General features: G+C 70.1%; 11 protein-coding genes and 1 pseudogene. 2 read left to right on the top strand and 10 right to left on the bottom strand.

The window, feature by feature from the left end; genetic code table 11:
* Nucleotides 1–522: 522 nt before the first annotated feature.
* On the bottom strand, nucleotides 523–1,797 hold the full coding sequence (tyrS, locus tag L6E10_RS26595) for a tyrosine--tRNA ligase (RefSeq protein ID WP_236222501.1): 1,275 nt from the start codon (nucleotides 1,795–1,797) through the stop codon (nucleotides 523–525).
* A gap of 67 nt (nucleotides 1,798–1,864) precedes the next feature.
* Between tyrS and L6E10_RS26590 the strand changes: the two genes are divergently transcribed.
* Together L6E10_RS26590 and L6E10_RS26585 are read left to right on the top strand one after the other, a co-directional pair.
* Nucleotides 1,865–2,326, top strand: coding sequence for a hypothetical protein (locus L6E10_RS26590; RefSeq protein WP_236222499.1), 462 nt, complete (start codon nucleotides 1,865–1,867; stop codon nucleotides 2,324–2,326).
* Nucleotides 2,327–2,338: 12 nt separating this feature from the next.
* Complete coding sequence (locus tag L6E10_RS26585; protein WP_236222497.1) at nucleotides 2,339–3,379, top strand: TIR domain-containing protein; 1,041 nt, start codon at nucleotides 2,339–2,341, stop codon at nucleotides 3,377–3,379.
* Here the strand turns inward: L6E10_RS26585 and L6E10_RS26580 are convergent.
* The 9 genes and pseudogenes from L6E10_RS26580 to argC form a co-directional block, all read right to left on the bottom strand.
* Entirely contained in the window at nucleotides 3,371–3,976 is a 606-nt protein-coding gene (locus L6E10_RS26580) for a DNA-3-methyladenine glycosylase (protein ID WP_236222495.1), read from the bottom strand. The genes L6E10_RS26585 and L6E10_RS26580 overlap by 9 nt on opposite strands.
* Nucleotides 3,966–5,357, bottom strand: a complete 1,392-nt coding sequence (argH, locus tag L6E10_RS26575; protein ID WP_236222494.1) for an argininosuccinate lyase — start codon at nucleotides 5,355–5,357, stop codon at nucleotides 3,966–3,968. The genes L6E10_RS26580 and argH overlap by 11 nt, the downstream gene beginning before the upstream one ends.
* Nucleotides 5,358–5,369: 12 nt before the next feature.
* Nucleotides 5,370–5,636, bottom strand: a complete 267-nt coding sequence (locus L6E10_RS41270) for an argininosuccinate synthase (protein ID WP_143022553.1) — start codon at nucleotides 5,634–5,636, stop codon at nucleotides 5,370–5,372.
* Nucleotides 5,629–6,114, bottom strand: a complete 486-nt coding sequence (locus L6E10_RS26565) for an arginine repressor (RefSeq protein WP_236222492.1) — start codon at nucleotides 6,112–6,114, stop codon at nucleotides 5,629–5,631. Before L6E10_RS26565 ends, L6E10_RS41270 begins: the two co-directional genes overlap by 8 nt.
* Complete coding sequence (gene argF, locus L6E10_RS26560) at nucleotides 6,111–7,043, bottom strand: ornithine carbamoyltransferase (protein WP_236222490.1); 933 nt, start codon at nucleotides 7,041–7,043, stop codon at nucleotides 6,111–6,113. Before argF ends, L6E10_RS26565 begins: the two co-directional genes overlap by 4 nt.
* A pseudogene (locus L6E10_RS26555) lies at nucleotides 7,040–8,196 on the bottom strand (acetylornithine transaminase). Before L6E10_RS26555 ends, argF begins: the two are co-directional and overlap by 4 nt.
* On the bottom strand, nucleotides 8,193–9,065 hold the full coding sequence (gene argB, locus L6E10_RS26550) for an acetylglutamate kinase (protein ID WP_236222488.1): 873 nt from the start codon (nucleotides 9,063–9,065) through the stop codon (nucleotides 8,193–8,195). The pseudogene L6E10_RS26555 and the gene argB overlap by 4 nt, the downstream one beginning before the upstream one ends.
* Nucleotides 9,062–10,234, bottom strand: a complete 1,173-nt coding sequence (argJ, locus tag L6E10_RS26545; protein WP_236222486.1) for a bifunctional glutamate N-acetyltransferase/amino-acid acetyltransferase ArgJ — start codon at nucleotides 10,232–10,234, stop codon at nucleotides 9,062–9,064. Before argJ ends, argB begins: the two co-directional genes overlap by 4 nt.
* Nucleotides 10,231–11,244: an N-acetyl-gamma-glutamyl-phosphate reductase gene (gene argC, locus L6E10_RS26540; RefSeq protein ID WP_236222484.1), complete on the bottom strand. Its 1,014-nt coding sequence runs from the start codon at nucleotides 11,242–11,244 to the stop codon at nucleotides 10,231–10,233. The genes argJ and argC overlap by 4 nt, the downstream gene beginning before the upstream one ends.
* Between the last annotated feature and the right edge of the window lie 23 nt (nucleotides 11,245–11,267).

The raw sequence follows: 11,267 nt of genomic DNA, 5'->3' as shown, positions 1-11,267 counted from the left end.
CTCTCAAAGGAATATCTCTGACGAGAGATATTCATATTACTGGCTGTGTTATCGGCACGCTGTTGAGTTCTCAAAGAACACGCGCTCATCATCACGATCCGCCGCACGGCGACTCGATCCGAGGCTGTGTCGTACTGAAGCTTTTTGGTTGAAACTTCCGACGCCCTTGGCCTCTGAGCTCAGAAGAGCTACCGGCTGGGTCTTCGTCGTTTCGAGGTCACCCACTCTACCACAGTCCGTGGAAGCTTGGTTCGTGACCTGTGTCGCGCTCCGTTCCGGTGTTCCCGGCCCGTTCCTCGCTGACATGGAGAAAGTTACACGCACGCCAACTGGGGGTCAAATCGGGGGCGACACAGCTCCCCGCGGCCAGAAAACCGCAGGTCAGCAGCCCCATACAGGACCCTCCGACCACGCTATCGCAGCACAAACCCGCGCACACTGTGACCGCGATCACATCAAGAAACGTAGGAGGCCGCCGCACCCAGGTGGGTCCGGCGGCCTCCTACGACCAATACGCGCAGGTCAGAGCTCCACGTGCACGCTCGCGTTGTTGCGCTTGCCCCGGCGCAGCACCAGCCACTTGCCGTGGAGCAGGTCGGACGACGCCGGCTTCCACTCCTCGTCGGTCACCTTCGCGTTGTTCACGTACGCGCCGCCCTCGTTGACGGTGCGCCGCGCGGCACCCCGGCTCTCGGCCAGGCCGGACGCGATCAGCAGGTCGACGACCGTCGGCTCGTCCGCCAGCCGCACCTGCCCCTTGGGCGCCTCGGCCAGCGCCGCCTCCAGCACCGACGCGTCCAGGTCGCGCAGCTCGCCGCGGCCGAACAGCGCCGACGACGCGAGGATGACCTGCTGCGTCGCGCGCTCGCCGTGCACCAGGTCGGTGAACTCCTGCGCGAGCCGCTTCTGCGCGGCCCGCAGGTGCGGCGCCTCCGCGGTCTGCTTCTCCAGCTCGTCCAGCTCGTCGCGGGTGAGGAACGTGAACAGGCGCAGGTACCGCAGGACGTCGGCGTCACCGGCGTTCACGAAGTACTGGTACCAGGCGTACGGCGACGTCAGCTCCGGATCGAGCCACACGTTGCCGCCACCGGTGGACTTGCCGAACTTGCGGCCCTCGGCGTCGGTGACCAGGGGGGCCGTCAGGGCGTGGACGTGCTTGCCCTCGACGCGGCGGATCAGGTCGACCCCGCCCACGATGTTGCCCCACTGGTCCGAGCCGCCGACCTGCAGCGCGGTGCCGTACTTGCGGTGCAGCCGCAGGTAGTCGTTCGACTGCAGCAGCAGGTAGCTGAACTCGGTGTACGACATGCCGTCGGTCTCGAGGCGGCGCTTCACCGTCTCCCGCGACAGCATGACGTTGATCGAGAAGTGCTTGCCGACGTCGCGCAGGAACTCGAGCGCGCTCATCTGGCCGGTCCAGTCGAGGTTGTTCTCGACGACCGCGCCCGTGGGCGAGGAGTCGAACTCGACGAACCGCTCCAGCTGGCCGCGGATGCGGCCGGCCCACTCGGCGACGGTGTCCAGGGAGTTCAGCGTCCGCTCACCGGTGTCGCGCGGGTCGCCGATCATGCCCGTCGCCCCGCCCGCCAGCACGATCGGCCGGTGCCCCGCCATCTGGAAGCGCTTGAGCATGAGCAGCGGGACCAGGTTGCCGGCGTGCAGCGACGGCGCCGTCGGGTCGAAACCGCAATAGAGGGTGAGCGGGCCGGCGTCCAGGTCCTTCCGGAGCGCGTCGAGGTCGGTGGACGTCGCGATCAGGCCGCGCCAGGACAGTTCGTCAAGGATGTGCTCGCTCACGACGCTCATTGTCCCTCACCTGGTCCAACGGGTTTCGACCCGGTGCCGGAACGGGTACGAACACGCCATGACGGAGCCACGTGACGAGTTACGGCGGCCCACCCAGCGGATGCCGTACGCGAACGAGCCGGTGCACATGCAGCGCATGGACGATCCGGTCGTGGAAGAGGTGGTCGAGCGAGACGACGACTACCGCAAGGTGCGGACGGTGCGGACTGTCTGCGCGATCATCGACCTCATCTGCTGGACGTTCGCCATCGTGCTGTTGGTCCACATCTTCCTCGTGATCGCGGGGGCGAACGCCGGCAACGGGTTCTTCCAGTTCGTCGCGGGCTGGGCGGACGGCATCACCCTCGGCTTGGACGGTCTCTTCACCTCCAGCACTCCGGCCGTGGCGACCCTTCTGAACGAGGGCCTCGCAGCTCTCCTGTGGCTGCTCATCGGCGCGTTGCTGACGAACCTGATCACGCGCGTCGCGCTGCCGTCGGGTCACCGGCGCGCCTGGTACCGCAGGACTGTGCGGCACTAAGACAATGGCGGCGTGGACGAGTACGAGTTCGACGTCGCCCTGTCCTACGCCGGGGAGGACCAGCACCTGGTCCTCCCCGTTGTCGCGCGTCTGAAGGACCTCGGCGTCGCGCTGTTCCACGACAAGGAGCGCGAGGCCGAGAAGTGGGGTGTCGACCTCGTGGAGTACTTCTCGCAGGCGTTCACGCAACGGGCGAGGTACGTGCTCCTGTTCAGCTCGAAGCACTACGTCGACAAGTGGGCGCGCCTGCAACGCCGTGCCGCCTTCGGGCGGGCGGTGGAGCAGCACACCGAGTACGTGCTGCCGATCCGGGTCGACGACACCGAGGTTCCCGGGCTCTCCCCCACCATCGCGTACCTGGACCTGCGCGTCCACGACGCCGGCACGATCGCGGACGCCGTCGTGCAGAAGCTGGCGCAGCACCGCGCCGAGTTCACCGCCAGGACGCCGATCACGCCCAAGTCGGTGGCCGCGCTGGCACGCGAGAAGCCGCGCGGCTGGGAGTACCTGCTCTACGTGACCGTTGTGGCGCAAGGACTCGCGGAGCTGGAGTCGAAGTACTGGGAGCACTTCCTGCGGTACGCGCCGCGCAACGGCATGGTCGAGCACGGCAACGGCGTCGACCTGATCCGCGACCGCAACGTGCTGCTGAGCGAGATCATCAAGGTCGCGGTGGACACGGTCTTCACGGCGGACACGCAGGAGGCCGCGTTCGGGCGGTCCGGGGTGCCGGGCGACCCGGACCGGATCGTGCACCTCGGCGGGCTGTTCGTGCGGACGTTCGACGAGATCCTCGAGTGGGCCCGCGAGATCCACGGCACCAGCTACGCGAGCGAGCCGGCGCGGACGGCGGCGCGCGTCCAGGCGCGGTTCGCCGACCAGCAGCTGCGGGCGATGCACGCGGTCGCGCAGGCCCTGCGCGAGGTCGCGGACACCCTGGTCGAACGGCTGACCGCCGGCGAGCACATCGACATGACGGTGCCGTTGGTGTTCGAGGTGGACCCGGCTCTGGAGCAGGAGTTCAAGGCGGCGCTGGACAGGTTGTCACGCTGAGGTGCGGCGCTTGCCGCCTCTCTTGTACGTCGACACGGCCGGAGAGTCGATCCAGAACCGCCACGGCACGTCCATCGCCACTGCGACACCGACGCGAGGACCGGAACGCACGTCGGTAGCCGGTTCATCGGCCGCGTAGAGCCGCACGGGTGAGTCAGCCGACGTCAGGTCGAGGCCGTTCGACGACCGGTCCAGCCCCAGGACCTTGCACAGCCGTGCGGGTCCCTTGGCCAGTTCGGCGGCCGAGCGCGACGCGGGACGGCGGGAGAACGCCACGTCCTCACCGGCGACCACCTCGCCCGCACGCAGCAGGACCGCGCCCGGCACGCCGTCGGTCAGCGAGACGACGTTGGCGCAGAAGTGCATGCCGTACACGAAGTAGACGTACAGGAAGCCGGCCGGGCCGAACATGACCTCGTTGCGCGGGGTCTTGCCGCGGTAGCAGTGCGACGCCGGGTCGTCGCCGCCCCGGTACGCCTCCACCTCGACGACGCGCACGCGCACGTCGCCCGCCTCCAGGTACGAGCCGAGGAGGAGCCGGGCGGCATCGACCGGGTCGATGGCCAGCTCCTCCCTGGTCAGCAGCCTAGAACTCACGTGCGGAAGCAGCCTTCGCGACGAGGGCGTCCAGCTGTTCGCGGACGCGGGACGGCGCCGTGCCGCCCTGGGCGTTGCGGGAGGCGATCGAGCCCGCGACGGTCAGCACCGAGCGCACGTCCGGCGTCAGGGCGGGCGAGATGGCGGCGAACTCGTCGTCGGTCAGGTCTTCCAGGCCGACGCCACGGGACTCCGCGGCACGCACGCACGCGCCGGCGGCCTCGTGGGCCACGCGGAACGGAACGCCTTGGCGCACGAGCCATTCCGCGATGTCCGTGGCCAGGGTGAAGCCCGCCGGGGCCAGCGACGCCATGCGGTCGACGTCGAACTTGAGCGTCGCCACCATGCCCGCGAACGCCGGCAGCAGGAGCTCGAGCTGCTCGACCGAGTCGAACAGGGGCTCCTTGTCCTCCTGCAGGTCGCGGTTGTACGCGAGCGGCTGGGCCTTCAGCGTGGCCAGGAGACCCGCGAGGTTGCCGATCAGGCGGCCGGACTTGCCGCGCGCGAGCTCGGCGACGTCCGGGTTCTTCTTCTGCGGCATGATCGAGCTGCCGGTGGACCACGCGTCGTCGAGCACCGCGAAGCGGAACTCGGCGGTGGTCCAGATGATGACCTCCTCGGCGATCCGGGAGAGGTTCACGCTGATCATGGCCAGCACGAACGCGATCTCGGCGGCGAAGTCGCGGGAGGCGGTGCCGTCGATGGAGTTCTCGACGGGCGCGTAGAAGCCGAGGTCCGCGGCCACCTTCGCCGGGTCGAGGCCCAGCGACGAGCCGGCGAGGGCGCCCGAGCCGTACGGGGAGAACGCGGCGCGCTTGTCCCAGTCGTGCAGGCGGTCGACGTCGCGCAGCAGCGAGTGCGCGTGCGCCAGCAGGTGGTGCGAGAGCAGCACGGGCTGGGCGGACTGCAGGTGCGTGCGGCCCGGCATGACGGCGCCGAAGTGCGTCTCCGACTGCGCGGCCAGTGCGTCGACGACGTCGAGCACACCGGCGGCGACGCGGCGGGCGGCGTCGCGCAGCCACATGCGGAACAGCGTCGCGACCTGGTCGTTGCGGGAACGGCCCGCGCGCAGCTTGCCGCCGAGCTCGGTGCCCGCGCGGTCGATCAGGCCGCGCTCCAGCGCCGTGTGGACGTCCTCGTCCTCCAGCACGGGGGTGAAGGCGCCGGACTCGACGTCGGCGAGGAGCTCGTCCAACGCCTTCTGCATGCCGGCCAGCTCGTCGTCGGTCAGCAGACCGGCGGCGTGCAGCACACGGGCGTGCGCGCGCGAGCCCGCGATGTCGTACGGCGCGAGCCGCCAGTCGAAGTGCGTCGACAGCGACAGCCGCGCCATCGCCTCGGCCGGTCCCGACTCGAACCGGCCACCCCACAAAGAACTCATCACACGCAACTTTCAGCTAGCGAAGTCGTAGAGCGATTCTTCCGAACGGGCCACGAGTCCGACCACGCGGCCCTCGTACAGCGACACGTCGACCTCGCCGCACCCCGACGGCAGCGCCATCCGCGCCACCCGCACGGCCACGGACCCGAGGCTGGAACGGACCACGCCCGCGCGGAAGTTGAGCTCGCGGACGGCCTCGGCGACGGACACGGTCTCGCCGTCCACCGCGACGGGCACACCCGCGTCGAACGTCAGGACGGCGTGCACGGGCTCATTCATCGCCGGAACCCGTGGCCAGCGCGGCGATCCGCTCGGCGAGCTCGGCGCCGGTCATCGGCTCGCGGGCCACGACCAGGATCGTGTCGTCGCCCGCGATCGTGCCGACGACCTCGTGCAACGCCGCCCGGTCGAGCGCGGAGGCGAGGAACTGCGCGGCCCCGGGCGGGGTGCGCAGGACGGCCAGGTTGGCCGACGAGTCCGTCGACACCAGCAGCTCGCCGAGCACGCGCGCGAGGCGGGTCGTGCCGCCCTGGACGCCGCGCACGGGGCTGCCGTCCTCGGGGATGACGTAGATCGGCGCGCCGCCGTCGGGGCCTCGCAGCTTCACCGCGCCGAGCTCGTCCAGGTCGCGCGACAGCGTGGCCTGGGTGACCTCGATGCCCTCGGCGGCGAGGAGTTTCGCGAGCTCGGACTGGCTGCGGATGACGAGCTGGCTGACCATCTCGACAATGCGGCCCTGACGTGCGGTGCGAGTCATGACGACTGCTCCAGCAACCACACGAGGAGCGCCTTCTGCGCGTGCAGCCTGTTTTCGGCTTCCTGCCACACGAGCGACTGCGGTCCGTCGAGGACGTCGTCGGTGATCTCCCAGCCGCGGTGCGCGGGCAGGCAGTGCAGCACCGTGGAGTCCTGCTTGCCGGTGGCGGCCAGCAGGGAGGCGTTGACCTGGTACGGGCGGAACGGGCCGACGCGGTCCTTGCCGTCGTTCTCCTGGCCCATCGACGTCCACGTGTCGGTGACCAGCACGTCCGAGCCGTCGACCGACGCCAGCGGGTCGCTGATCAGCGCCACCGAACCGCCGGTCTCGGCGGCGCGCTTCTTGGCGTCCTGGAGGAACTGCGGGTTCGGCACGAAGCCCGCGGGAGCGCCGATGCGGACGTGCATGCCGGCCGTGGCGCCGCCGAGCAGCAGGGAGTGCGCCATGTTGTTGGCGCCGTCGCCCAGGTACGTCAGCGTCAGTCCGGCCAGCTTGCCGTAGCGGCGGCGGATCGTCTGCAGGTCCGCGAGGACCTGGCACGGGTGGAACTCGTCGGTCAGCGCGTTCACGACGGGGATGCGCGACACGGAGGCCATCGCCTCCATGCGCGCCTGCGCGAACGTCCGCCACACCACGGCGTCGACGTAGCCGGAGAGGATCCGCGAGGTGTCCTCGATGGTCTCCTCGCGGCCCAGCTGCATCGAGCGGCCGTCGATGATCACCGGGTTGCCGCCGAGCTGGGCGATGCCGACCTCGAACGACAACCGCGTGCGCGTCGAGTTCTTCTCGAAGATCACGGCGACGGACTTCGGGCCCGCCAGCGGCTTCGCGGTGAACCGGTCCGCCTTGTAGGTGTCGGCGAGGTCGAGGACGGCGGCCTGCTCCTCGGTGGTCAGGTCGTCGTCGCGCAGGAAGTGCCTCGGGCTCACGGCGTCTCCTCGAAGAAGGTGGGGAGCGCGGCGACGAAGGCCTGCGCGTCGGAGGTCTCGAGCACCAGCGGCGGGGCGAGCCGCAGCACGTCGGGCTGGATCGGGTTGATCAGGTAACCGGCCTTCTGCGCGGCCGCCGCGGCCTTCGCCGAGACCGCCTCGCGCAGCGTGATGCCGAGCAGCAGGCCGGCTCCCCGAACTCCGGAGATGGCGGGGTGGTGCAACGCCTCCACGCCCGCGGCGATCTCCTTGCCCACGGACGAGGCGTGCTCCAGCAGGCCTTCCGAGGCGATCGTGTCGAGCACCGCGAGCCCGGCCGCGCAGCACACGGGGTTGCCGCCGTAGGTGGTGCCGTGGTGGCCCGGCTTGAACAGCTCCGCCGCCGCGCCGAACCCGATGGTGGCGCCGAGCGGCAGCCCGCCGCCGATGCCCTTGGCCAGCGTGACGACGTCCGGCACGATCCCGGCCTGCTGGAACGCGAACCAGGTGCCGAGGCGGCCGATGCCGGTCTGCACCTCGTCGAGGACGAACAGCGCGCCGTGCTCGGCGGTGATCCGGCGGGCCTCCTGCAGGTAGCCGGCCGGAGGGACGACGACGCCCTGCTCGCCCTGGATCGGCTCGACGATGAACGCCGCGGTCTCGTCGTCGATCGCGGCCTCCAACGCCGCCACGTCGCCGAACGGGATGTGCGAGACGCCGGGGACCAAGGGCGCGAACGGCGCGCGCTTGGACTCCTGGCCGGTCAGCGTCAGCGCGCCCATCGTGCGGCCGTGGAACCCGCCGATCGTCGAGACGACCTTGGTGCGGCCGGTGAGGCGCGCCATCTTCAGCGCGGCCTCGTTGGCCTCGGCGCCGGAGTTGCAGAAGAAGACCTTGCCGGGCTCGCCCGCGATGTCGAGCAGGCGTTCGGCGAGCTTGAGCGCGGGCTCGTTGACGTACAGGTTGCCGGTGTGGCCGAGCTTCGCGATCTGCGTCGAGACCGCCTCGACGATCGCCGGGTGCGCGTGGCCGAGGGCGTTGACCGCGAGACCGGTCAGCAGGTCGACGTACCGGTTGCCCTCCGCGTCCCAGACGTGCGCGCCCTCACCGCGTCGAGCTGCAGCGAGGGTGTGCCGTAGTTGTCCATCATGGACTGTTGCCACCGCGTGGTCATTTGCCGTCCCCCAACACCATGGTGCCCACACCTTCCGAGGTGAAGACTTCGAGCAGAACGCTGTGCGCCAGCCGGCCGTCGATCACGTGCGCCTGCGGGACGCCGCCGCGCACCGCGCGCAGGCAGGCCTCCATCTTCGGCACCATGCCGCTCTCCAGGTCCGGCAGGATCTTCTCCAGTTCGGAGGCGCGGACCTGGTTCAGCAACGACGACCTGTCCGGCCAGTTCGCATAAAGGCCTTCGACGTCCGTCAGCACGACGAGCTTCTCCGCGCCGAGAGCGACCGCGAGAGCGCCGGCTGCCGTGTCCGCGTTGACGTTGTGCGGCACTCCGTGGATGTCCGGCGCAACGGAAGACACGACCGGGATCCGGCCCGCGCGCACGATGTCGAGCACCGCGTCCGGGTTGACCTCGGTGATGTCGCCGACGAGGCCGATGTCGACCTCCTCGCCGTCCACGACCGCCCCGCGACGGGTGGCCGTGAACAGGTGCGCGTCCTCGCCGGAGAGGCCGACGGCGTAGGGGCCGTGCTGGTTGATCAGGCCGACGAGCTCGCGCCCGACCTGCCCGACCAGGACCATCCGCACGACGTCCATGGCTTCCGGCGTCGTGACGCGCAGGCCGCCGCGGAACTCGCTGTGGATGCCGAGCCGGTCCAGCATGGACTTGATCTGCGGGCCGCCGCCGTGCACGACGACCGGGCGCAGGCCGCACAGCCGCAGGAACACCATGTCCTCGGCGAACGCCTTCTTCAGCTCGTCGTCGACCATGGCGTTGCCGCCGTACTTGACGACGACGAGCGCGCCGCGGAAGCGCTCCAGCCACGGCAGCGCCTCGACGAGGACCGCCGCCTTCTCTTGTGCGTTCATGAGGAGTAAGCGCTGTTCTCTTCGACGTAGTCGTGGGACAGGTCGGTGGTGAGGACGGTGGCCTCGGCGTCGCCGACGTTGAGGTCGATGACGATCTCGATCTCCCGGCCGGAGAGGTCCGCCTCGGAACGGTCGCGGTCGCGCGTCCCGCCGCGGTAGAGCGACACCCCGTTGATCAGGATCTGCAGCACATCCGGGTCGATCTCGGCGTCCGCGCGGCCGAGCGCCATCGCGATGCGGCCCCAGTTCGGGTCGCTGCCGAACAACGCGGTCTTCACCAGGTTGTCCTCGGCGACCGTCCGTCCGACGAGGACGGCCTCGGCCTCGGTGGCGGCCTGCCGGACGGTGATGCTGATTTCCTTCGTGACGCCCTCGGCGTCGCCCTGCAGCTGCTTGACCAGGTCTCCCGCGACCTCGGTCAGCAACGCGGCGAAGTCGTCGAACGAAGGCTCGACGCCGGAAGCACCCGAGGCCAGCACGAGAACGGTGTCGTTCGTGGACGTGCCGCCGTCGACGTCGAGCCGGTCGAACGTCCGCGAGGTCGCGAGGCGCAGCGCCCGGTCGAGCTGCTCGCCGGAGACCTTCGCATCGGTGGTGATCACCGACAGCATCGTCGCGAGGTTCGGGGCGAGCATGCCCGCGCCCTTCACGAACCCGCCGACCGACCAGCCCTGCCCGGAGGCCTTCCACGACTGCTTGGGACGGCTGTCGGTGGTCATCACGCCGGTGGCGGCGTTCAGGCCGGCCTCGACGGTGGAGTCCAGCTCCTTCGCGGCGTTCTCGACGCCGGCGAGCACCTTGTCCATCGGCAGGCGCTCCCCGATCAGGCCGGTGGAGCACACGGCCACGTCGACGGCGCCGGTGCCGAGCACCTCGGCGACCTTCTCGGCGGTGGCGTGGGTGTCCTGGAAGCCCTCGGGACCGGTGCACGCGTTGGCGCCGCCGGAGTTGAGCACGACCGCGGTGAGGCGTCGCGACTGGACCACCTGCTGCGACCACAGCACCGGCGCGGCCTTCACCTTGTTCGTGGTGAAGACGCCCGCGGCGGCGTCGGACGGCCCGTCGTTGACGACGAGCACCAGGTCCAGCGCGCCGGACCCCTTGATCCCGGCGGCGATCCCGGCGGCCCGGAAGCCCCCGGGGCCGGTGACGCCCTTGTTGCGGTTCACGGAGCGACTCCAACGGTCGAGAGGCCGGTCGTTTCCGGCAGTCCGAGAGCGAGGTTCATGCACTGGACAGCGGCACCGGCGGTGCCCTTGGCCAGGTTGTCGACGGCGGCCACGACCACGAGCCGGTTCAGGTCGGCGTCGACGGTGACTTGCAGCTGGACGGCGTTCGAACCGAGAACGGCGTTCGTCGTCGGCCAGAGACCTTCGGGCAGCAGGTGCACGAACGGCTCGTCCGCGTACGCCTTCTCGTAGGCCTCGCGAACGTTTGCGCCGTCTTTGAGCTGCGCGGTGCAGGTGGCGAGGATGCCGCGGGACATCGGCGCGAGCACCGGCGTGAAGCTGACGCCGATCGGACGGCCGGCCGCGGCGCTCAGGTTCTGCTTGATCTCGGGCGTGTGCCGATGCGCGCCGCCGACGCCGTACGCGCTCGCGGATCCCATCACCTCGGAGCCGAGGAGGTTCGGCTTCAGCGACTTGCCGGCGCCGGACGTGCCGGACACGGCGACGATGACGACCTCGTCCTCGATGAAGTCCACGGCCGGTGCGAGTGCCAGGGAGGAGACGGTCGGGTAGCAGCCGGGGACGGCCACGCGGCGTGCGCCGACGAGAGCGTCCCGCCCGTTGGGAAGCTCGGGCAGCCCGTACGGCCAGGTGCCCGCGTGCTCGCCGCCGTACCACCGCTTCCAGTCGTCCGCGCTGGTCAGCCGGTGGTCGGCACCGCAGTCGATCACGACGGTGTCGTCGCCCAGCTGCTCGGCGAGCGCGGCGGAGTGGCCGTGCGGAAGTGCGAGGAACACCACGTCGTGGCCCTTGAGGGTCTCGGCTGTGGTGTCTTGTAGCCGTCGGTCGGCGAGCGGCAGGAGGTGCGGCTGGTGCTTCAGCAGGCTGTCACCGGCACTGCTGTTCGCCGTCAGCGCGCCGATCTCGATGTCCGGATGGCCGAGTAGCAGGCGGAGCAGCTCGCCACCCGCGTACCCGCTGGCGCCCGCGACCGCGATCCTCACTGTCATGCGCATGATTATGCACGGTCATG

This window comes from Lentzea sp. CC55, assembly GCF_021056325.1.
In the GTDB taxonomy this organism is placed as follows: Bacteria; Actinomycetota; Actinomycetes; order Mycobacteriales; family Pseudonocardiaceae; genus Lentzea; species Lentzea jiangxiensis.
Note: the sequence above shows the minus strand (reverse complement) of the source record. Positions and strands in the feature narration are given on the sequence as shown.

What these genes read in the sequence shown, in the direction of transcription:
- L6E10_RS26590 (WP_236222499.1), top strand. Translation starts at nt 1,865, where the DNA reads ATGACGGAGCCACGTGACGAGTTACGGCGGCCCACCCAGCGGATGCCG.
- argH (WP_236222494.1), bottom strand. Translation starts at nt 5,357, where the DNA reads ATGAGTTCTTTGTGGGGTGGCCGGTTCGAGTCGGGACCGGCCGAGGCG.
- L6E10_RS41270 (WP_143022553.1), bottom strand. Translation starts at nt 5,636, where the DNA reads ATGAATGAGCCCGTGCACGCCGTCCTGACGTTCGACGCGGGTGTGCCC.
- L6E10_RS26565 (WP_236222492.1), bottom strand. Translation starts at nt 6,114, where the DNA reads ATGACTCGCACCGCACGTCAGGGCCGCATTGTCGAGATGGTCAGCCAG.
- argB (WP_236222488.1), bottom strand. Translation starts at nt 9,065, where the DNA reads ATGAACGCACAAGAGAAGGCGGCGGTCCTCGTCGAGGCGCTGCCGTGG.
- argC (WP_236222484.1), bottom strand. Translation starts at nt 11,244, where the DNA reads ATGACAGTGAGGATCGCGGTCGCGGGCGCCAGCGGGTACGCGGGTGGC.